This is a genomic window from Natranaeroarchaeum sulfidigenes (assembly GCF_017094485.1).
Lineage (GTDB): Archaea > Halobacteriota > Halobacteria > Halobacteriales > Natronoarchaeaceae > Natranaeroarchaeum > Natranaeroarchaeum sulfidigenes.
Genome location: NZ_CP064786.1, coordinates 2,413,306 through 2,433,296, shown reverse-complemented (window position 1 = coordinate 2,433,296; position 19,991 = coordinate 2,413,306). Strand labels below are relative to the sequence as shown.

At 62.0% G+C, this 19,991-nt stretch carries 20 protein-coding genes; 4 read left to right on the top strand and 16 right to left on the bottom strand.

What is annotated here, in order from left to right:
- Positions 1-267: 267 nt before the first annotated feature.
- From AArcS_RS12625 to AArcS_RS12610, 4 genes are all read right to left on the bottom strand, one after another.
- Entirely contained in the window at positions 268-1,461 is a 1,194-nt protein-coding gene (locus AArcS_RS12625) for a pyridoxal-phosphate dependent enzyme (protein ID WP_238477777.1), read from the bottom strand.
- A 96-nt stretch (positions 1,462-1,557) separates the two neighbouring features.
- Positions 1,558-2,514 carry a succinylglutamate desuccinylase/aspartoacylase family protein gene (locus AArcS_RS12620; protein WP_238477776.1) on the bottom strand — a complete coding sequence of 319 codons (957 nt, stop codon included), beginning with the start codon at positions 2,512-2,514 and terminating at the stop codon, positions 1,558-1,560.
- Between the two features lie 93 nt (positions 2,515-2,607).
- Complete coding sequence (locus AArcS_RS12615; protein WP_238477775.1) at positions 2,608-2,796, bottom strand: DUF7576 family protein; 189 nt, start codon at positions 2,794-2,796, stop codon at positions 2,608-2,610.
- Positions 2,797-2,845: 49 nt separating this feature from the next.
- Positions 2,846-3,865 carry a phosphoribosylaminoimidazolesuccinocarboxamide synthase gene (locus AArcS_RS12610; protein ID WP_238477774.1) on the bottom strand — a complete coding sequence of 340 codons (1,020 nt, stop codon included), beginning with the start codon at positions 3,863-3,865 and terminating at the stop codon, positions 2,846-2,848.
- Positions 3,866-3,966: 101 nt separating this feature from the next.
- Between AArcS_RS12610 and cofH the strand changes: the two genes are divergently transcribed.
- Entirely contained in the window at positions 3,967-5,340 is a 1,374-nt protein-coding gene (gene cofH / locus AArcS_RS12605) for a 7,8-didemethyl-8-hydroxy-5-deazariboflavin synthase subunit CofH (RefSeq protein ID WP_238477773.1), read from the top strand.
- On the opposite strand, the gene cofG is transcribed toward cofH, so the two are convergent.
- The 3 genes from cofG to AArcS_RS12590 all read right to left on the bottom strand — a co-directional run bounded on the left by cofG (position 5,337) and on the right by AArcS_RS12590 (position 8,114).
- Positions 5,337-6,470 (bottom strand): 7,8-didemethyl-8-hydroxy-5-deazariboflavin synthase subunit CofG, encoded by a 1,134-nt coding sequence (gene cofG / locus AArcS_RS12600; protein WP_238477772.1) that lies wholly within the window; start codon positions 6,468-6,470, stop codon positions 5,337-5,339. The two genes, cofH and cofG, sit on opposite strands and share 4 nt — an antisense overlap.
- A 119-nt stretch (positions 6,471-6,589) precedes the next feature.
- Positions 6,590-7,177: an RPA family protein gene (locus AArcS_RS12595; protein WP_238477771.1), complete on the bottom strand. Its 588-nt coding sequence runs from the start codon at positions 7,175-7,177 to the stop codon at positions 6,590-6,592.
- Between the two features lies 1 nt (position 7,178).
- The gene (locus AArcS_RS12590; protein ID WP_238477770.1) at positions 7,179-8,114 is read right to left on the bottom strand and encodes a replication factor A; all 936 of its coding nucleotides are present in this window, start codon (positions 8,112-8,114) and stop codon (positions 7,179-7,181) included.
- A gap of 226 nt (positions 8,115-8,340) precedes the next feature.
- Here AArcS_RS12590 and AArcS_RS12585 point away from each other — a divergent pair, with 226 nt between their 5' ends.
- Positions 8,341-8,619 carry a DUF7091 family protein gene (locus AArcS_RS12585; protein WP_238477769.1) on the top strand — a complete coding sequence of 93 codons (279 nt, stop codon included), beginning with the start codon at positions 8,341-8,343 and terminating at the stop codon, positions 8,617-8,619.
- Between the two features lie 101 nt (positions 8,620-8,720).
- Here the strand turns inward: AArcS_RS12585 and AArcS_RS12580 are convergent, their stop codons facing one another.
- Positions 8,721-9,776 carry an aldo/keto reductase gene (locus AArcS_RS12580; RefSeq protein ID WP_238477768.1) on the bottom strand — a complete coding sequence of 352 codons (1,056 nt, stop codon included), beginning with the start codon at positions 9,774-9,776 and terminating at the stop codon, positions 8,721-8,723.
- A gap of 151 nt (positions 9,777-9,927) precedes the next feature.
- On the opposite strand from AArcS_RS12580, the gene AArcS_RS12575 reads away from it, so the two are divergent.
- Together AArcS_RS12575 and AArcS_RS12570 are read left to right on the top strand one after the other, a co-directional pair.
- Positions 9,928-10,170, top strand: coding sequence for a hypothetical protein (locus AArcS_RS12575; RefSeq protein WP_238477767.1), 243 nt, complete (start codon positions 9,928-9,930; stop codon positions 10,168-10,170).
- Positions 10,171-10,265: 95 nt separating this feature from the next.
- Entirely contained in the window at positions 10,266-11,183 is a 918-nt protein-coding gene (locus AArcS_RS12570; RefSeq protein ID WP_238477766.1) for an acyltransferase, read from the top strand.
- Between the two features lie 67 nt (positions 11,184-11,250).
- Here AArcS_RS12570 and yciH read toward each other — a convergent pair whose 3' ends face one another.
- The 8 genes from yciH to AArcS_RS12530 form a co-directional block, all read right to left on the bottom strand.
- Positions 11,251-11,544, bottom strand: a complete 294-nt coding sequence (gene yciH / locus AArcS_RS12565) for a stress response translation initiation inhibitor YciH (RefSeq protein ID WP_238477765.1) — start codon at positions 11,542-11,544, stop codon at positions 11,251-11,253.
- A gap of 80 nt (positions 11,545-11,624) precedes the next feature.
- On the bottom strand, positions 11,625-13,847 hold the full coding sequence (locus tag AArcS_RS12560; RefSeq protein WP_238477764.1) for a transglutaminase TgpA family protein: 2,223 nt from the start codon (positions 13,845-13,847) through the stop codon (positions 11,625-11,627).
- Positions 13,844-14,905 (bottom strand): DUF58 domain-containing protein, encoded by a 1,062-nt coding sequence (locus tag AArcS_RS12555; protein ID WP_238477763.1) that lies wholly within the window; start codon positions 14,903-14,905, stop codon positions 13,844-13,846. The genes AArcS_RS12560 and AArcS_RS12555 overlap by 4 nt, the downstream gene beginning before the upstream one ends.
- A gap of 13 nt (positions 14,906-14,918) precedes the next feature.
- Positions 14,919-15,902 carry an AAA family ATPase gene (locus tag AArcS_RS12550; protein WP_238477762.1) on the bottom strand — a complete coding sequence of 328 codons (984 nt, stop codon included), beginning with the start codon at positions 15,900-15,902 and terminating at the stop codon, positions 14,919-14,921.
- A gap of 105 nt (positions 15,903-16,007) precedes the next feature.
- Positions 16,008-16,226: a hypothetical protein gene (locus AArcS_RS12545; RefSeq protein ID WP_238477761.1), complete on the bottom strand. Its 219-nt coding sequence runs from the start codon at positions 16,224-16,226 to the stop codon at positions 16,008-16,010.
- Positions 16,227-16,230: 4 nt separating this feature from the next.
- Entirely contained in the window at positions 16,231-17,421 is a 1,191-nt protein-coding gene (locus tag AArcS_RS12540; RefSeq protein WP_238477760.1) for a hypothetical protein, read from the bottom strand.
- Positions 17,422-17,783: 362 nt separating this feature from the next.
- Complete coding sequence (locus tag AArcS_RS12535) at positions 17,784-19,598, bottom strand: ribosome biogenesis/translation initiation ATPase RLI (RefSeq protein WP_238477759.1); 1,815 nt, start codon at positions 19,596-19,598, stop codon at positions 17,784-17,786.
- A gap of 1 nt (position 19,599) precedes the next feature.
- Positions 19,600-19,911, bottom strand: a complete 312-nt coding sequence (locus tag AArcS_RS12530) for an EMC6-like membrane protein (protein WP_238477758.1) — start codon at positions 19,909-19,911, stop codon at positions 19,600-19,602.
- Between the last annotated feature and the right edge of the window lie 80 nt (positions 19,912-19,991).

Sequence of the window (19,991 nt, the reverse complement as noted above, 5' to 3'; positions counted from 1 at the left end):
TTAATATACGTTTCGTCGTGGCTGGAACAATCTGACCCGGATAGAGATGGTGGTTCGATACCACGAAATTGAATCGTGCTGGTGCGGTCCGGGCGCCAGTACACTACCGCGAAGAGTACGACAACGTGTCCAGTTGCGTCATGAGCGATCGGAATCACGGCAATGTCGGACAGCAGTTCGCCCACCAATTCGACCGCACCGAGCCCCCGTGACATAACATGGGTACGATAGCCGATGAGACATACGGCTGTTCAGCGCCGGAATCGCTCATAGCGTTTTCATGCCGCTTCCGGTCAGCGGGACAACGACGTCCGCATCCGGCGAGAGGACGCCGCGGTCACGGTACTCGTGGAGGGCGGCGCTTGCGACCGCACTCGTGGGCTCGACGTAGAAGCCGTTGCGGTGGAGCCGGTCGAGTTCGCTCTCGACGTCGTCGCTGTTCAGCGCAATCGCGTCACCGTTCGTCCGTTCGATCGCCTCGAAGAGCTGCCCTTCCCGCGCCGGGGACCGGATCTGAATCCCGTCTGCAAGGTCGTTTGGCTCCGGCGGTTCGTCGGAGTTCACAAGCGCTTCGGTGAGCGAGCTCCCTGGGACGTCTTCGCCTCCGGTATCATCATCGTGCAGTTCGCTGGCGATTGGATCATAGCCGACCGCCTGTGCCCCGAGCAGTCGGGGGAGTCTATCGGTGTAGCCAGCCTCGCGCAGTGCGGTAAAGCCCCGATAGGCCCCCAACAACACGGTTCCGTGTCCCAGGGGGACGACGAGGGCGTCCGGCACCGACCACTCCCGCTGGGCTGCGATTTCGTACGCCATGGTCGCCGTTCCGGCATAAAATGCTGGATTCCACGCGTGGCTGGCGTACCAGCCCGTCCCCGTCTGCTGTGGTCCCCCGGATCGCTCCCCGTCGGCGCTCTCGACGGCGGTGAGACAGGCGTCGGTGACGTCCTCACGCGATCCTTCGACTCGGATCGGACGGGCACCCGCTCGCTGGATCGCGACGAGCTTCGACTGTTTGACATCCGCGGGGACGTAGATATCGGCCTCGATGTCGGCACGGGCGGCGTAAGTGGCGATCGCAGCACCCGCGTTCCCCGAGGAGTCTTCGATCACCTTCTCGACGCCGAGCGCGGCGGCCCGAGACAGCGTCAGGGTTGCACCGCGATCTTTGTAGCTACCGGAGGGAAAGAGATACTCAAGCTTGAACTGGGCGTTCCACCCGTCGGCGTCGACCAGCGGTGTAAAGCCCTCTTTTAACGTGACCAGCGGAGGTTCGGGGAGAAACTCCTGAAACGCCCACAGCCCGAGATTACGGTCGATCGAACGGGCAACCGGCGGGGTGTTTCGACCGGGAAGCGAGCGCTCGGCATAATCCAGCGGTGCGCCACAGAGACACCGCCACGGCTCCTCGGCGCTTGCCTCGTAGGTTCTGTCACAGGATCGGCAATGGAGATCGGTACTCATGTGTAGGGGGGAGTGCGGACCGGCGGCCGCGGATCCGCTGTCTGTGCGGTACTCACACACATCTGTGTAAAGAGCGTTTCGCTGGCAGCGCCCCGATCAGTACGTGTCGATGTCCGTGCCGACCGAGCAGACGTATTCGCCTGTTGCGACCTGTGGAAGGCGTCGGGTTCGCCAGAATACCCCATCGTTATCCGCGGTTATCTCGGATTTCACCGTTCCGAAGACATCAGTGATCGTGAAGAGTCGATCACCGGCTGAAACCCGATCGCCGAGGTCGACGGCAAAATCGACGAGTCCACCCGACGGTGAGCCGTACTGGTCGAACCCGGACGCGCGGATCTGTGGCTCGATATCGGCAGTTCCGCTCAGGAAGTCGTACTCGCGGAGGACGTTGAACAGCCCCTCGACGCCGATATCGACGCTTCGTTCGTCGAGACCGACAGCGCCGCCAAGCTCCGGGTCGATGGTCGGGATCCCCTCGTCGGGGGCTGCTCTGGCCAGCTGGCCGTCCGGCCCCTTCTGATCGAGGATGTAACCGCAGCCAAAGGTTTTGGCCAGTTCGAGGCACTCCCTGTGTTTTCGGTGGCGTTTCCCGCACCGAACTCGTGTCTCGTCGATCATCTGACTCGTCGATCCCTGATGGAGGTCGATGACGAGATCCGCGCTCACCGCGGCGTCGAACGTCGCGCTGGCGATCCGCTCGCTCGACGTGCCGTTCTCGTTGCCGGGGTAGACCCGGTTCATTTTCGTATCGTCGATCGGGTTTCGATGCTCGGCGACCTGGAAGGCGTGGTAGTTGACGATCCCGACGATCAGGATCTCGCCAGCGAGTTCGGCTGGCTCGACCTGCGGGACGAATCGTCGGAGGACGCCCAGACCGTTTAGCTCGTCGCCGTCGCTGACCGCCTGTACGTAGAGTCGCTTGCCGTCCGCCGCGCCATTTATCACCGCGACCGGCAATCCGATCCGGCTCCCATCACGGGTCTCGCCGACGTGCAGTCGCCCGGTATCTACTTCGCCGGGTGCTGCGCTGGCCGTCCCCAGCGTTGTCATTAGGTGTACTGCAGAACGGGATGCTCTTAGTCAATTCGGTATGCGCGAGGCCAGTGACAGTATCGAAGCGAGATCCGAGAGCAAAAGCGGCGTTCAGTCCTCTGACTCCCACTCGGCCTCACAGGATTCCGAGCAGAAGTGTCGATGCTCGACCGCGCCGTCCTCGACCCACGTCCGGACGCGGTGGGCGGGATCCTCGACGATTGGCTCGTCGCAGACGACACATCGCGGTGCGTCGTCCTCGCTGACGTCCTCTTCGAGATCTGAAGTCGGATCTACCATTGTTGCCATGGAAGTAGACGACAGGTTTTAAACGTTCTATTTCTCCCCGCTACAGCTCTCGGGCGGCGTCGACGGCGTCGTCAAGCGCTGGTGCGTCGAACAGCTCCTGACCGACGTATGCGTTCGTTCCGGCCGTGTAGATCGCGCGTGCAGTCTCGATGACGTCCTCGTCGAGGGGCTGTGGCTGGACGTCACAGAGTGGCCGCCAGTCCGCCACATCCGTCTCTTTGGCCTCGGTTTTCGCGGCGTCTACCGCCTCGACCCACTCGGGCTGGGTACGTTTGTGGTACTGCCTGATGACCTCCTTGGACAGCTGCTGGCCCTCGTAGCTAAAACGGTTCTCGTCGAACGTCCCGACGACGTCCGCGACGCGGATCTCGCCGTCGTAGTACAGACACTCGATCTTCCCGTCCTCATGGGTCATCCCAACCGACTCGGCGCGGTTGGTGACGGTCAGGTTGACCGCGCGGGCGACCGAGTCGAGCTCGTCGATCGAGGCGATTCCAGCGTTCCGGTCGGCTTCCGCCCGATCCAGATACCGGTCGGACTCCTCGTACTTCGTCGAGAACTCGACGATCGGTTCGTCCAGATCGACCGGCTCGTCTGGCCAGTCGTCGAGGCTGAGTCCATGATCGGAGGGGTCCGTCCGGCGGCGCAGACTGGAGCCGATCGGGACGCGATTCCGAAAGACGATTTCGAGCGGCACGAGGTAGTTCTCGCCCGCGGCGTCGTGGTACGTGTCGTAGTCGTACTCGCGGCCGTCGTGTGGCAGATCTGGAACCTGGGTGAGGTCGATCGCCATCTCGGTCGGCGGCGCATCGACATCATCGAGCGAGACGGTATCGCCATCCTCGACGACACCGCGATAGTGAGTCGGCACTCCCTCGGCTTCGAGCAGCTCGAAGTTGTACGCGCCCATCGCACAGAGGCTGGCTCCTTTGTCCGGAATCTCGTCGGGCATCTGTCCCCAGTCGAACACCGAGTACGCGTCCGTGAAGACGAACGCGCCGCGGCCGAGCTCGTCGGGGGTCGCCTCGGCGTCGACGCGGAACTCCTTGACGCTGGTCATACACCAACTCGTGGCGTCCCGGATAATGTAGCTGCCGAAACGACGAGCGGCTGCGGACGAACCCGCGCACGTTTTAATGACGGAGACCCCTATGACGGGTGATGGCCGATGGCCTCGACGCCGATCCCGACCTTGCATTCGAGCACACGCCGACCAGCGACCAGTCCTTCGAAAACGCGCTGGCGAAGGCGCGGGACGGCACGCGATTGACGGTCGACGACGCGATCGAGCTGTTGACGACCGGTAGTGACGACGACGGTATCGACCCCCAGCGCAAGGAGCAGGTGCTCGAAGCGGCGGATCGACGCCGGGCCGAGGTCGTCGGCGAGGAAGTCACCTTCGTCGCGAACCTCAACAACAACGTCACGACCGCCTGTGACGTTGGCTGTCTGTTCTGTAACTTCAAGGACGCCGCCCAGCGTTTCGAGCGCGACCACGACGGCGAGAACGATGGCTTCACCAAGACGCCCGCCCAGTCACGCGAAATTGTCGACGACGCGCTCGATATGGGGATCTACGAGGTCTGTTCCGTTTCGGGACTCCATCCCGCGTTCGCGCTGGACGACGAGCACCGCGGAGTTCTCGAAACCCTCGACGATCCTGACGTCCAGTACACGCCACCCGAGGCATACGATGTCGATCCCGGCACATACGTCGAGCAGATCGACGCGATGAACGTCGACGGCGTTCACGTCCACTCGATGACGCCCGAGGAGGCGTATCACGCCCGACGGGGTACTGACTGGAGCTATGAGGAGGTGTACCGCAGGCTCCGGGATGCGGGCCTCGACAGCGTCCCCGGTACCGCCGCGGAGATCCTCGTCCCCGAAGTCCGCGAAGCGATCTGTCCCGGCAAGATCGGTGCCGAGGAGTGGCTGACCGCGATGGAAGCCGCCGCCAACGTCGGCCTCGATATCACCGCCACGATCATGTACGGCCACGTCGAGAACGCCGCCCACCGCGCGGTCCACCTCCAGCGCGTCCGTGAGCTACAGGACCGAACCGGCGCGATCACCGAGTTCGTCCCGCTCTCGTTCATCCATCCGGAGACCCCACTCTATCGTCAGGGGCTGGTCGACGGCGGCGCGAGCGACGACGAGGACGAACTGATGATCGCCGTCTCCCGGCTCTTCCTCGATAACGTCGAGCACATACAGTCCTCGTGGGTCAAGTACGGGGACGAGCAGGGGCTGAAGATGCTTTCCTGTGGTGCTGACGACTTCATGGGGACGATCCTCTCCGAGGAGATCACGAAGCGGGCGGGCGGGGACTACGGAGAAATCCGCACGTTCGACCAGTACGCCGAGATGATCGAGTCGATCGGTCGCGTTCCCGTCGAGCGCTCCACTGATTACCGGAAACGGCGGAAACTCGATGCCGACGACGCTCCCCTCGGACCGTTGCTTGGCCCGCGAGCCGACGGGTCACCAATGCTCGATGGGGTACCAGAGCAACCACCTGCTGCCGACGATTAGTCGCCCGCGAGGACGGCACGATACCGCTCGCCCGCCACTGATTGCTCGGCGAGGGCGTCCACGATCCGCCCGGAGAGCCAGTCGTCGCCTTCGGCGACACGACCCTCGAACCCGGATGAGCGCAACTCGGCGGGCAGGAACCGTTCGTACACCGGCAGACGCTCGCGGAGAGGGACCCCAGCGTGGTCCGCTACTGTTTCCAGTTCGTTCAGCGCTGGCCACGCGTAGTCGGGATTGATGTGGTCGTCGGTGATCGGCGAAACACCACCCAGATCGTCGATCCCGCAGTCGACGAGTTCACGAGCGTCGGCCAGGTTCGGCGGCACCTGGACCGACACCTCCTCGGGGAGCGCGTGCCGGGCCATCGCCACTACGCGCCGCATCGTGTCCCGATCCGGCGTACCGTCCTGCCAGCGCTCGTTTTCCGCAACTGGCTGCACGATCACTTCCTGAATATGATCGTAGCGGTCGTGTAACTCGCGGATCGCAAGCAGGCTCTCTGCCCGGTCGCGCCAGTCCTCGCCGATCCCCACCAGAACCCCGGTGGTAAAGGGGACCGAGAGCTTGCCCGCATTCGCAATCGTATTCAACCGCTGGCCCGGCGTCTTCCGGCGCGAGCCAGCGTGAACGTCGACGTCCGCAGTCGTCTCCAGCATCACTCCCATGCTCGCGTTGACGTCCGCAACGGTCTGCATCTGCTCGTAGGTCTGATCGCCGGGGTTGCTGTGTGGGAGAATTCCTTCGTCCAGTGCGATCTCACAGACCTCACGCAGGTACTCGTGGATCGATCTGTGGCCCCACTCAGCGAGCTGGTCGTGGATCGCCGTGTAGCGGTCATCCGGATCGTCGCCGAACGTAAACAGCGCCTCCGTACAGCCAGCGTCGACGCCGGTCTGCAGGATTCCCCGGACTTCTTCGGGCGAGAGCAGCGATGCCTCGCCCGGCGGGTCGAAGTACGTACAGTAGGTGCAGGTGTACCGGCAGGCCGTCGTCAGCGGGACGAAGACGTTTCTCGCGAAGGAGAGTTCTGGGGCTGGTTCGACGTCCGCAGGCCCGACGTCGAGCAGTGACTCGATCGCGGCTTCCTCGACGCTCACGTCCACGTCGTATTCGTCGATGCCGGGGATCACGTCACCGGGAGTAGCGGCGCTATCGGTATAAACGTCTCACTCCCGACCGCAAAAATCGGTCGCGCGAGTCGGTCCGCGCGGGATGTCGGGTCGCGTGGCCAGTCAGCCCGTGTCCCGGGTCAGTCCGCGTTTGGTGCGGCCTGTTCTTCGAGATCCTCCAGCGCCGTCACGACGTCGCGGCGGTAGTTCTCCAGCGGGAGTTCGTACTCCTCGTCCGCCATCGCCGCGTACTCGTCGGTGTCGGGATCGAACGAATCGATCCGGTCGAGCGTTCGGTCGGCCGTTTCGACGACCCAGCGGTCGCGGATGCCGTCCTCCACCACCGTGATCGATTCCGGCCGGACCGACACGTTGACCTCGCCGTCGTCGGTCTCGTACGTTCGCGGCTTACCGACTACCGCGACGTACTCCGGCGGTTCCAGATCCCGAAGCATCGAGGCGGCGTCGGGCTGGTACTGCCCGGCGTAGACGAAGAAGGTCCCGGTCGGATCGACGATCCGGCCGCGCCAGTACTCGTTGTCCTCGCCGACGTCTTCCTTTTCTGTCAGCGTGCCAACGAAGAACACGCGGTTCGCGCGTTCCCCGGTTGGAAGGAGCGCATACACCGGCGCGCGCTCGTCATCGGATTCTTTGAACGTGAAGCCTGCATCGTTGAACTCGCTGGCGAAGACGCGGCGTGCGACCTCGCGGGTAGGTGCGTCGCTCATATCAGATCGACCTCGCTTTGATCAGCATCTCTTCAGTATCCTCTGGTGCTCCGAGTTCTTCGACCACGTCAGCCAGAACGTACCGGCCGAAGACCGGCCCCTCGACCCGGTAGTACTTGCCCAGCAGTTTGCCGGAGATCTCGTCGGCGACGACCGTCGTATCGAGCGCGTCCATCGCCATGTCCTTTGCCGCCTCCAGGGTGATGTCGGCCACCGCTTCGGTCGCTTCCTTGTCGAAGATGACCTCGTGGGCGTCGTGACCGTCGTCGATCACACCTTTGATCCGCAGGTCGAACTCGCCCTCGACCTCGCCGTGTTCGGAACAGCGGCCGTTCTGGAGAACGCGCGTACAGTCCTCCTCGGGACAGCGCTTGATGAGGCCGCTACCGCTCTGGATGTCGACCAGTGCGCCCTCGACAGTCTCGGCGTCGTCGCCGACCTCGATCTCCTCGTCGAGTTCCTCGATCGTGGTCGTACGATTTAGCTTCACCGAGTACTGGCCCTGATACTCGTCGGTGACGACGTTGCCGAGCCGGTATGACTGGCCGGATTCGAGCTCGTCGAGCTCCGATTTGGCCCACTTGGTGAACTTGATCGTCCCGCTCTCGTCGCCGAGCAGGCCGACCTGTCCGACGGCGTCGCTGCGGGGCTCCCACAGGTCGACGACTGTCGCCTCGACCGTGACCCACTGTTCGGCCTCGTTGATGTCGGACAGTTCCACCAGATCGCTCCCGCCGCCAGCGCCGCCGAGCGCGTCGCGCTCTAATCCTGCCTCGTCGAGGTAGTGGTTGGTGACGCTCCGGCGTGCCTCGTCGACCGGCACTTTGTACTCGTCGACGAGATTCGAGAGTCGCGACTCGACGTCGTCGACGTCAACCTCCAAGTGGTCCGAAAACTGTTCGTGTATGTCTTCCGCGTGTGTGCGAAGGTCCGTCATGGTTTCTCTCGTCTCCGCTTTGTTTTCCGATGGGAGACACTCGAAGGTAGGCCGGGATCGTATATAAACTTCCGGCCCCCGTATCGGAAGTGAAATCCCGGCACGTGGCGGTGACGTCTCCGTCCTGTTTGAGCACCGAACGAGTCTGGGACTACAGGTTGATACCCCGATGGGTCTTAGTGTCCCGACGACCAACCACGGCGTATGACTCCTGTCGGTGATCGCCGTGGCTGACCGCGAGCGCGTCGAGCGGTTCATCCGGTCGACCCTCCAGAACGCGGGGCGACAGGTCGCGGAAGCCAGGCAGGCCTACCGAGAGGGCCAGACCACGGCACAACTGCCCCGAGACGACGAGGGACGCGTCCGTCTGGTCTGTCGCCGGCATGCCGAGCGTCGTGCGGTCCGTCTCGATTCTGAGGGTTATCCAGCCTGTTTCGACGCCGAGCATCCCGACTGCAGGGGCTGTGCGGAGGACGTCCAGGACGGGATCGTTGAGACGTGGTGACACCTCACGACGCGTGGTGAAAGTGTAATACGAACGTGGAGAGGCGGGTCATTCGGGCGATTTCGAAGCGAAGCGAAGGGGGATGACAACAGCTACCGCGATCAGTCGCCCGACGCTGGCTGGACACCGGCCGATTCGATGTCCTCGCCGCCCACGGAAGAACGGTACGCGTCCATCCCATCGTCGCGCTCGATCCCGAAGTTCTCGGCGTACAGCTCCTGAACGCGTTCGTACTCCCCGTCGGAGAGCGCGGGCGCGTCGCTGGCGCTCGCCCACGCGTCGATGTCGTCCGTGGTACGGAAGGTTGGCGTCACGGTCGCAACGGAGTCGTGGTAGAGCAGCCACTGGATGGCTGCCTGGGCCATCGTCCGCTCGCCGTCGCGTTCGAGGAATCGGAGCTGCTCTACTTTCTCCCAGCCGGTCTCGTACCACGCAGTCGGGCGATGCGAACGGTGGTCACCGTCTTCGAGTTCCGTCTCGGGCGTCACCTGTTCGTTGAGCAAGCCCGAGGAGTGGGGGACGCGAGCCATGATCGAGGTGTCGGCGTCCTGTCGGTCGATCTCGTCGACGAAGTGCATCCCCGGCCCCTGCTCGAAGAGATTAAAGACGGTCTGGAGCGCGTCGAACTCGTGTTCGATCGCTGCCTCACCCTCCGCGAGCCAGCCGATCGAGGGGCCGAGCGCCCAGCCGACGGCGTCGACGCGGCCCGACTCCTGTAGCTCGTCGAGCGTTTCGAGGACGTCGCGGTCGACCTCCTCGACGTTCGCGTTGTGCAACTGGAGTACGTCGACGTAGTCGGTGTCGAGTCGGTCCAGCGAGCGGTCGAGCGCAGTCTCGATCCACTCGGGCGTGACCTCTTTGGGGAGCTCACCGTGACCGGCTTGCGGGTTGTTGTAGAAGTCGTAGCCGATCTTCGTTCCGATGGTGACCTCCTCACGGCGGTCCGCGAGCGCCTGTCCGATGATCTCCTCGCTTGCGCCATGACCGTAGACATCGCCCGTATCGAAGAACGTAATCCCTCGGTCGACGGCGTGACGGACCATATCAATCGCCTGCTGCTCGTCTCGGTCACCCCACCAGTCGGTGCCGACGACCCACGCGCCAAAGCCGACCTCGCTCACTTCGACGTCGCTCTCGCCGAGCGTTCTATAGTTCATACACACCCGTTAGATGTGGGGATACTTAGCGCGTACGGATGCCGGGGGTCGACAACATCGTCTACCACAGAGATTATTTGAACAGATTTCTCTTCAGAGATTAACGGATCTGTCCAGTATATTTATTATCTTGCAAACTATACTGGTGTGTATGGAACAATCTATCATGGGTGAAATTAACGATGTCGGGCGGTCGAAGAAGGTACAGGAGCTCGATACGGTCGACCCGGAGACTGTCGCCCAGCTCGACGATACTCCCGACAGAACTGGTGATGGGCCATCACCGGACGAATTCGAGGGGTTCGTCGCCGATGTCGACACCGAGCCGGTTTGCTCGGAACAGACTGACGACGCTCCGATCGATGCGTCGATGGACGAGCTTTTTGCAGAATAGGCCACATCGACGAAGCTGGCGCCAGCAGGTCCCCGAACACCGGCGAACGCGGCCCGGACGAAAACCCATTTTACCTCGGGCGGCAAACCCATCCTATGACCAAGCGCCACGTCGAACTCCCCGCGGACGCGGAATCGGGGCTCGACGCCTTTATTACCGAGGTAGACGACCGCCTCGCGTCCGAGGAGGACACCTGCGCAGTCGTGGAGGACACCCTCGTCGATTTACATGGGGATCGGGAGGCCTACGAGCGGTGGCAAAACGGCGGCGATGTCTCGCCCGCCGAGCGCGTCCGCCTGCAGGGGTACGACCCGTGTAACTCGACGCTGGAAAGTGAGTACTATGCCGAGAAGGACGAAGCGCAGTTCCAGCGCTCGAAACACCTCCAGTGGCTCTGGCGGCAGTTCGATGCGACGCCGATGGCCGACAACGTCGAGTTCGCTCTGCGATTTCGCCGGATGCTCGCGGATCACCTCTTTGCAGACTGTGGCGAGGACTGTCGCTTTTTCAAGGGAATCTCGGTCACCTACGGGCACAACATCGAGATCGGCGACAACGTCGTGATTCATGATGACGTGCATCTGGACGACCGCGGTAAACTGACGATCGGGGATCGCGTCTCGATCTCCGACGGCGTCCACCTCTACAGCCACGATCACGACATCGTCGACCAGACTGAGGTACGGAACTACCATACGATCGTCGACGACGACGCACGGGTTACCTACGACGCCATGGTCCGGGCGGGCTGTCGCGTCGGCAAAAACGCCATCGTCGGCGCACGCGGCGTCGTCCAGACCGACATCCCGGACCACCACATCGCGGTGGGGATGCCAGCCAAAAGCGTCAAGATCAAACCGGGATTTGAAGACGAGGCGATGCCGGTCGATGGCGATGACGTTAACGTGAACAGACAGGCCGACCGCGAGCTGGAGTACGAGTTACCGGATGATCTGGACCAGTTCGATGAGTTTCAGCGCGATCTGGGGCCGGATCGACGACGCGACCGATAGACCCCTCGGTCCTCAGGCGATCTACAAGAGAATCTGCGGCCCGGTCAGACGACCGGGGAGCGGTCAATCAGGCAACGTTAAACCCACGGTCTCTGAGGAAGTCCTCGACACGTCCGGAGTGATTGCCCTGGAGTTCGATGAGTCCTTCCTCGACGGTCCCACCACACGCGAACTTGGATTTCAGGTCCGAAGACAGGCTATCCAGATCCACGTCACTGGGATCGAATCCATCGATGATCGTTACCTCTTTGCCGTATCTGCGCTCGTCAATGCGGATCTCTATCTGTTGGGATTCCTTGGCCACGTCTTCGCAGACGCAAAGCTCCTCGGGCAGCCCGCACGTCGAGCAGACTTCCGACATTACAGATCCATGTATGCCACTATCGTATTAAACGTTGTCGGGACCCGGCGGCACAGAACCCGCCGTATCGGTTCTCGTGATCACCGACGAAGCAGTCCTCGGAGTCGACTTCTTTCGGCGACCAGCTCGTCGACGAGCCGAACCGCATCGTCGGCGTCCTCTGATGTGACCGCTCCGCCGTATCGTGCTCGCTCGTGGATCCGTGCGATCCGTTCGACACGTTCGTCGACGTCCCCTACGGTAGCGAGATATTCGCGATACGTTTCAGTCGGATCGCGGTCCCGATACTCGTCGCCGAGCAACAGCTCGAGCCGGAAGAACGCACGCTCGATGTCTGCCTCCGGGTCCTCACCGGCGGTCTGCCAGTGCAGCTGGGCAGTTCGATGCGCGCGGTCCATGTAGCCAGCGCGGTGCGCACCGGCGGCCAGGCCGACGAACAGTACGAGACTCATCGCGATCGTTTCTCGGGAGGGAAGCGGGATCGTCAGGCCTTTGTCCGGGTCGTCGTACTCATCGGCATCTGGTGATTCCTCGTCGTGCTCCTGTTCGTCCTCCTCGGACTCGTCGGTCTCCTCTTCGTTTTCGTCCTCGTCGCTTTCCGATTCATCTTCGACAGCTTCGTCCTCACTGTCATCGGTATCCACGTCAGGGTTCCCGAGTGCCCGCTCTTCTTCGATCCGGTCGGCGCGGGTGTCGTCGCGCGGCCCGGATGGCGTTGGGTCGAAGGTCACCCACCCTTCGTCGGGGAAGTACACCTCGACCCAGGCGTGGGAGTTCAGCCCGCGGACGACGTACTCGTCGTCACCGACGGACTGGCCGGTAGAGTAGCCAGTGGCCATCCGGGCCGGGATCCCCTGTGATCGGAGCATTGCGACCATCGTTGTCGCGTAGTAGGTGCAGTAGCCCTCCTCCATCTCAAAGAGGAAGCCGTCAGCGATGTTGCCGTCGGGCTTCTCGACATCGAGGGAGTACTCCTTTTCTGCTTTGAGGTACTCCTCGATCGCTACTGCGCTGTCGTAGGGGTTGTCAGCGTCGGCTGTCACGTCGTCTGTCAGCTCACCCACTCGCTCCGGCTGGTCCTCTGGAAGTTGCAGGTGGCGATCCTCTATCTCGTCGGGGTACTCTGTCCCGGTGGCGCGGAGCTCGTCGGGCTCTGCATCGGGGCGCTCGCTGCGAATTCCGTAGCCGTCGCCTTCGAGAAGCGACCGCTCGGTTAGAACGCTACCGTGTTCGGTCACCTGCGTCTGTGAGGTGATCCCACCGCGGACTTCAGTCGGTTGATTGGCCGCAGGCATCGCGTTCGTCTGCGTCTCGACCCGGTAGCTCTGTACGATCGTCTCGGTCGATCCGGGCGGTCCTTCGATCGGACCATCGTAACCACTGGTATCGCCAGAGCGGACCCAGCCGTCCCCGGTAAACGTATCGTAGATCCCGACTCGCCAGTGGGCTGGCTCGTTGCTCTCGACGGTAAACCGAACCTCCGGCGTGAGATCGACACTCCCCTGTACCTGTAGCTCGTCCGGTGAGTTCATCAGACTCCCCTCGATCGTGTCCGCGTCCTCACCGTCTTCCAGTCCGCCGAGTGAGCCGGGGCTATCGAGCCCGAGCGGTGAGCCGCTGCCGCTCGGGACGACGGTCACGGACAGCGTAAACAGCAGCATTACTGCGACGAGTACGACGAGAACGTCGAGTTGCCGCAGCGAGCCGTCCCTGCGATCGAGTTCACCGAATCCGACCGCACACGTCGCGGCGAGGACGCCGATCAGCGTCGTCATTGCCGGGGCGTCGCCGGTAAGCACGAGCATCAACAGGGCACCCCCACCAACGACGGTACTCCCAATATATCGACCGCGAACTGCCAGATACCACGACAGGAAGACGGGGGCGGGTGCGGTGCCGGTCGCCCACACTTCGGCGTCCGTGATCTGGATCAGCGACAGGCCAGTAAGCAGGGAGAGTGCGTCGTTCAACAGGATGTCCCACGAGCTGATTACTGTCTCGGTCGTCCCCGGCGACATCGCGAGATACCAGCCGTAGCCGATAATCAGTAAACTCCCGGCGAGTAACAACGCAGTGCGCTCCGCAACGAGTTTTGCAAGGATCGTCGCGACCATTAGCGTCAGCATCACCGCGGTAACGACCTGGGAGGATTCCCCCACGACGACGGCGATATCCCGCAACACGGTCGTGTACGACACAGTCAACACCAGAATCGATCCGAGTGCGAGATATCGGTATGCGGAGGTAAGCTCCAGGTCTTCCGGAACCAGAGTACCGAGTCGCTCAGTGGTCGTCGTACTCACGTCGCTCCCACCCCGGTTGCCGTCCTGCCGAAAGCGCCCCGATCCGCTTCAGAGATCTGGGAACCATCCCTGACTGGTTCAGTCCTGCCCCCAGTGACGAGTTCATCGAATGCAACCGTTGTGTGCTCCGCTCGAATTGTCACTTCCTCCCCCTCGGTCGAGATGATCAGGTCAGCATGCTCCAGTGTTTCGTCGGCCAGTTTTCCGTCGGAAAGCCGAGCGAGTGCCGTCAGGATCGATCGTCGGTGCTCGCCGCCACTTTCGGGAGCGACCGTCGCCGTGGGGGTCCCAAGGCCGACCTCAAAACCGGTATCGAGGAGGTGACATGCAACGCTTGCGGCGGCTGCCGCGAGGTCGTCAGGGTCACCGGCGTCGGTATCGACCGCTATTCGTACTGTCTCCTGCCGACTGCTATCGTCGAATTCCCCGACGACGAGCCCCTCGTCCGGGCGTTTTGCACTCGCCTTCCAGTCGACATCCCGAAGCGTGTCACCTCGCTGATACTCCCGGAGATGGGCGAACTCATCATTGCCGTAGGACCGATCGACCGTCGAGAAGACTACCAGATCGGTGCCTGTGAGGTCAAGTCGATAGGCTGGCGGATACACGAGCAATCGGTCGATCTCCTCGAACTCGAACTGACGGCTGAAAAGCCCCAGTACGTCCGTAATTTCGACAGCAAGTGGACCGATCTCGTGGTCGCCGCGCTCGTCCAGACGGAGGTCGTAGGAGAGCGTTCCGTTTCCGATCGTCGTCGTGAGACGGTTGCCGATAGCAGTCAGTCCGTTACCGACGCGGTCGTACACCGTTGCACTGGTCGGCGAGGCCGTCTCTATGGCCAGCTCTACAGTCACCTCCGTGCCGGCGGTCTCCGGTTCCGGAAGCCGACGCTCGACCCGGGGTTTATTTGCGATGCCGACCTGTACGGCGGCGATGATGAGTGCGATGAGTGCCGGCCCGACGACGGCATTGAGCGCCCGGGGGCCGAACTCTGCGGCCATATAGACGCCCCCGCCGATCAAGGCGATTACGACAACGCCGCGAAGTGTTGGCTTCATCGACAACGACCCCTCATTCGACTGGTACCGATGTGAGTGCATTCTCGACGACATCCGTACCCGATCTGCTCCCGTCGCGGGTTCGGATCCGGTGTGAGAACACGACCGGCGCTTCCGTCTTGATGTCGTCGGGGAGGACGTACTCCCGTCCGGAGAACGCCGCCCGTGCCTGTGCTGCACGGAGGAGGGAGACAGTTGCACGGGGGCTGGCACCGAGTTCCGCGTGCTCGCGCGTGTACGTCGCAAGTCGCGTCGCGTACTCACGTATGGGTGCCTCGATCGTGACTTCCGCGACCGCCTGTCGGGCGCCCACGAGCGTCGCCGTGTCGGTGACCGGGGCGAGCGATTCGATCGGATGCGTCCCGACGACCCGATCGAGCATTTCGGCCTCGTCGTCGGGCTCCGGATACCCCAGCTGGAGTTTCTTTGTAAAACGGTCGATCTCCGCGAGCGGCAGATCGTAGGTCCGATCGGGTTCGACCGCGTTCTGTGTCGCGATCACGGTGTATGGCCGCGGCAACGGGCGTGTCTCGCCGTCGACCGTCACTTGCTGTTCTTCCATGGCTTCGAGCAAGGCACTCTGGGTCTTGGGCGGAGCGCGGTTGATCTCATCGCCGAGGACGACGTTTGCGAACACTGGCCCCGGTTGAAACTCGAACTCACGTCGCTGCTTGTTGAATACGTTTACGCCGGTAATATCAGTCGGGAGGAGGTCGGGCGTAAACTGGACACGTTTAAACCGACAGTCAACAGACCGGGCGATCGACCGGGCGAGCATCGTCTTGCCGACGCCCGGGACGTCTTCAAGCAGCACGTGACCCCGAGCGAGCATCGTCACGACCACATGTTCGATCACGTCGTCTTGACCGACGATCACTCGTTTCACGTTGTCGACGATCGAGGATGCGAGCGGCTGGATCTCTTCTATCGGGACGGGCTTCACATCGGTGGACTGCTGTGAGGGCTCGAATACGTCGGGAGAGTTAGCATCCGTCATTGTTTCAGGGTTCATCCCCGCACCCGGCAGGCGCGGGTTGAGCTATGTCCTGTTCGGTTCCCTGAGTAAAAGTCTTTGTGACGGAATACACCGACTAGAGCCGGTCTAAATGTACTCTACGAGATCACAGACTGCGTCGGAGTCGGCGACTATAAACGCATCCTCGTGCAGTGCATCCTCGTCAGCGGGGAGAAAGAGCCGCTGATCACGATCCGGTCGATCAACCGTCACAACATCGAGTTCCGCTGGCTCGTAGCCGAGGTCGGTTTCGATGTCGGGGTCCATACGAAGTCGCTCCCAGTCACGCCGCGTTGCTCCGTCCATGGTATCACCGATCACCGATTGGTTCGACTGCGACAGGCGATGCCTGTGCGCACTCGGGGGCGTTGCAACTGTCAGTATCGATCTCGTTGGTGGTGTCTCCATCCCCGGTGATAGCGACTCCATCGGTCTCCCACTCCCCACCGAGATGCCCGATTGCCGGAACTCCGTCGCTTTCGTTGTACACGCGAGTGTCCGAGATGATGCCGCTCCCCCCACCGTCACGGGGGTTGATTTCGATCGGAGCGTACGGAAGCTCGTTGTAGACGTCACAGTCCTGAATCGTAATGTTTCTACCCGTACTCTCGGTTCCTTCCCGAATCCAGATACCTCGCATGTTGACACTTCGATCGGTCCCCCACTTGTCGTCGTGCTGGGTAGTTAGCACGACTGTTGCACTCTCCACCGTCGAGTTCGTACCGCTAATACGGATGTTCGCGATGTTGTTGTTCTTGTAGAGCCCACCGACCACCTTGATTTCTCCGTCATTCCCGTTGGACCCTCCCGGCGCGCTGGCGTATAGCCCGTTATCGGTAAACGACTCGAACCAGCAGTGTTCGAGTACGGCGACACCTGCGTGTTCGGGTCGTACGAACACTCCTTCTCCGTGCTCGTCGCTTCCGTCGGGACGCGCAACGCGTCGAAGCCTCACTTCGTTGTCCTCAGACGCCTGGACGGTTATGTTCCCGTTACCTCCCGAGACGCCGCGCCAGACGACGTTATCGAGCAGGATATCCCCGCCGTTCGCGGAGAGTACCTCAGAGAAGTTGTAGCCATCGCCGTGATCGAAGATAACATCTCCGAACTCCCCCTCCCCCCGGACTGTAACGTCGGCATAGCCATCATCTAGGTCCCTAGTGAACGCACTTGTCGAGTAGTCATACCTACCAGCTGGGACGATGATCTCTACCCCGTCTTCGATATACTCCGAGAGCCACGCTCCGATGTCGTCACCTTCCGATACTCCCTCTTCCCCGAGATCGATTACGTCCGAATCCTGTACTGGTTCTGGTTCCTCGGCCTGGAACCCCCCCGTTTCTTCGAGTGCAATCGGTTCCTCAGTGTCGTCGGAACCCTTCGCGCCGAACAGTAGGGCGGACGTACCGAGCAAGAGACTTCCACCGGCGATCCCGGACAGATACGAGCGGCGACTGTAGGTTTCGATTGACGGTACGTCAGTATCAGTATCCTCTGCCATGTCCGGGTAAGATCGGAGTATAATAAAAACGCTTTTCGCGGATTGCCGAGCGATGTATCGAACTCCCACGGTTCTTACCACTGATTGGTTACGGATACCTGCGTCCGAGTTACGGACAACCGACCCGATCAGTGAACCTACCTGTTCGAACGGGTGGTGAGCGCTGACGCGCGAAGCAAGCGCTTATTCGTAGTATTTCATGTCTACCGCCTTCCATCGGGCTGATAATTGACTGCTATCAGGAGAGCAATACCGCGTTGGATAGCACCGTGCTGACAAACGAGAGGGGGTATGGTCCAGCGTGCAGAGACCCCAGATACCCCAGTAAGCTCCGCTTAGAACACCGAGTAACGGTGTTCGTATCAGAGAGAGTAGTAGTATTCGCCTTCGCGTTTCTGCTCGCGGTCCAGCTGGCTCTCGGGCTTGTTGATCCGGGGTCGCCCGACGCGCTCGTCGCGGCGGAACGTGATATCGAGGTTCGAGAGGAACTCGTTCATGCCCGACCGCATCGCCTGGGGCTGGCCTGCACGACCGTGTTCGGCGGGCTCGCCATCGAACACCATCAGCCGGTCCGCCAGTAGATCCATCATGTAGATGTCGTGGTCGATGACCATCACGGTTGCACTCTGCTGTTCGGCGTACCGCCGGATCGCGCTTGCGGCCTGAACACGCTGTTCGACGTCGAGGTGAGCCGACGGCTCGTCGAGCAGGTACAGATCAGCCGAGTCCGATAGACAGGCCGCGATGGCGACCCGCTGGCGCTCGCCGCCGGAGAGGTCGGTCAGGTTCTGCTCCATGATCCGCTCCAGCTGAAGGGGCTGGGCGATCTCGGTGTCCCAGTACGACGAGCCGAATTGGTCGGTGATCGACGAGAGAAAGGCATCGACGCGCATCGGCTGGTCGATATCGATGTACTGGGGCTTGTACGAGATGTCGAGCGCGACGTCAATATCCCCTTCGTCGGGCTCTATAGACCCGGTGAGCATCTTCGCGAACGTCGATTTCCCGATGCCGTTCGGGCCGACGATTCCCAGCACCTCGTTTTTCCGGATCGTCCCGCCCTCGACGTCGAGGCTGAACTCGTCCTCGCCGTAGCTTTTGGTAAGGTCGGGATACTCCGCGAGCGTCTGGGCACGGTTGACGGGCCGCGGGGCGTGTTCCTCGAATTCGATTGGGCTCGGCCGAATCCGCATGTTTTCGTTGTCGAGGTAGCCTGCGAGATACTCGTTGATGCCGTTGCGGACCGACTTCGGCGTTGTGACGACACCGTACGCGCCCGGGCTACCGTAGGCGACGTGCAGGGAATCGGCGAGCAAGTCGAGGATCGCCAGGTCGTGCTCGACGACCAGCATCGACTTGTTTTCCTCGTCGGCGAGTTCGCGGATCAGCCGGGCAACGGTCATCCGCTGGCCGATGTCGAGATACGGCGTGATCTCGTCGAGGAAATAGAAGTCCGCTTCACGAGCGAGACAGGCCGCAATGGCGACCCGTTGAAGCTCTCCGCCGGAGATGCTGTCGATGTCCTGATCCATCACGGGACCGATCTCCATGCGATCGATCAGGTAGTCGAGCTCGCCCCGCTCGTCCGTATGTTCGAGCAGTTCGCGCGTGTTCCCGTCGAACTGGCCGGGTATCTCGTCGACGTACTGGGGCTTCCGGGAGACCTCGACGTTGCCGTCGCGGACTGCGGCGATGTAGTCCTGTAGCTCCGTCCCGCGATACCGTTCCAGAACGTCGTCCCAGTCCGGTGGCGACTCGTGGTTACCCTGATTGGGCACCATCTCGCCCGCAAGGATGCGGACAGCCGTCGTTTTCCCGATGCCGTTCGGGCCGAGGATACCAGTTACTTTGCCCTCTTCGGGGACCGGCAGCCCGTACAGTGAGAACGCGTTCTCCCCGTAGCGATGAGCCGGATCGTCGTCGAGTTCCTGGGGGAGATTGATGATCTCGATGGCGTCAAATGGGCACTTTTCGACGCAGATCCCGCAGGTTTCGCCCAGACAGATTTCCTCCGAGATGTGGACCTGATCGGGCTGGCCCTCGCGAGTCTCCTCGCCACGGAGCGTGATACACTCCTTGCCAGTACGGTTCGGTGGGCAGTAGTTCTTGCACTCGTAGTTACACCGGTCCGGCTGACACCGTTCGAGGTCGACGACTGCAATGCTGTCGTCGGCCATGTTAGAGCGAAAGGCCGGTCGTCAGCATAATGCCCCACGTGACGAACCAGAAGGCGAAGGTCATGAACGCAACAAAGAGGTAATCCTTCGCACCCCCGAAGTCGTCGTAACCGAGCAGGTCGTAGAGGGGGATCTGTGCGATGATCGCGACGACCACGATGAGCTGGGCCATACCGTCACCCGCGGCCTCGGCTCCCGGACCGCCGACGTACAGCGACCCGAACGCCGCGGCGACGCCCGCAAGTGCGGTGATCGTCGTGATCGTTACCGCCCGGAGGTGCTGGGCCTTCGGGCTGGCAGTTTCGGTCGACATACTGCATAGTCGGATATCACCGGTAAAAAGGCGTTCGTTCCGGCGCTGGCGTCTGGCTGCACTGCGATCTCGATCAGTGG

What these genes read in the sequence shown, in the direction of transcription:
- AArcS_RS12625 (WP_238477777.1), bottom strand. Translation starts at nt 1,461, where the DNA reads ATGAGTACCGATCTCCATTGCCGATCCTGTGACAGAACCTACGAGGCA.
- AArcS_RS12620 (WP_238477776.1), bottom strand. Translation starts at nt 2,514, where the DNA reads ATGACAACGCTGGGGACGGCCAGCGCAGCACCCGGCGAAGTAGATACC.
- AArcS_RS12615 (WP_238477775.1), bottom strand. Translation starts at nt 2,796, where the DNA reads ATGGTAGATCCGACTTCAGATCTCGAAGAGGACGTCAGCGAGGACGAC.
- AArcS_RS12610 (WP_238477774.1), bottom strand. Translation starts at nt 3,865, where the DNA reads ATGACCAGCGTCAAGGAGTTCCGCGTCGACGCCGAGGCGACCCCCGAC.
- cofH (WP_238477773.1), top strand. Translation starts at nt 3,967, where the DNA reads ATGGCCGATGGCCTCGACGCCGATCCCGACCTTGCATTCGAGCACACG.
- AArcS_RS12595 (WP_238477771.1), bottom strand. Translation starts at nt 7,177, where the DNA reads ATGAGCGACGCACCTACCCGCGAGGTCGCACGCCGCGTCTTCGCCAGC.
- AArcS_RS12590 (WP_238477770.1), bottom strand. Translation starts at nt 8,114, where the DNA reads ATGACGGACCTTCGCACACACGCGGAAGACATACACGAACAGTTTTCG.
- AArcS_RS12580 (WP_238477768.1), bottom strand. Translation starts at nt 9,776, where the DNA reads ATGAACTATAGAACGCTCGGCGAGAGCGACGTCGAAGTGAGCGAGGTC.
- AArcS_RS12575 (WP_238477767.1), top strand. Translation starts at nt 9,928, where the DNA reads ATGGAACAATCTATCATGGGTGAAATTAACGATGTCGGGCGGTCGAAG.
- AArcS_RS12570 (WP_238477766.1), top strand. Translation starts at nt 10,266, where the DNA reads ATGACCAAGCGCCACGTCGAACTCCCCGCGGACGCGGAATCGGGGCTC.
- yciH (WP_238477765.1), bottom strand. Translation starts at nt 11,544, where the DNA reads ATGTCGGAAGTCTGCTCGACGTGCGGGCTGCCCGAGGAGCTTTGCGTC.
- AArcS_RS12555 (WP_238477763.1), bottom strand. Translation starts at nt 14,905, where the DNA reads ATGAAGCCAACACTTCGCGGCGTTGTCGTAATCGCCTTGATCGGCGGG.
- AArcS_RS12550 (WP_238477762.1), bottom strand. Translation starts at nt 15,902, where the DNA reads ATGACGGATGCTAACTCTCCCGACGTATTCGAGCCCTCACAGCAGTCC.
- AArcS_RS12545 (WP_238477761.1), bottom strand. Translation starts at nt 16,226, where the DNA reads ATGGACGGAGCAACGCGGCGTGACTGGGAGCGACTTCGTATGGACCCC.
- AArcS_RS12540 (WP_238477760.1), bottom strand. Translation starts at nt 17,421, where the DNA reads ATGGCAGAGGATACTGATACTGACGTACCGTCAATCGAAACCTACAGT.
- AArcS_RS12535 (WP_238477759.1), bottom strand. Translation starts at nt 19,598, where the DNA reads ATGGCCGACGACAGCATTGCAGTCGTCGACCTCGAACGGTGTCAGCCG.
- AArcS_RS12530 (WP_238477758.1), bottom strand. Translation starts at nt 19,911, where the DNA reads ATGTCGACCGAAACTGCCAGCCCGAAGGCCCAGCACCTCCGGGCGGTA.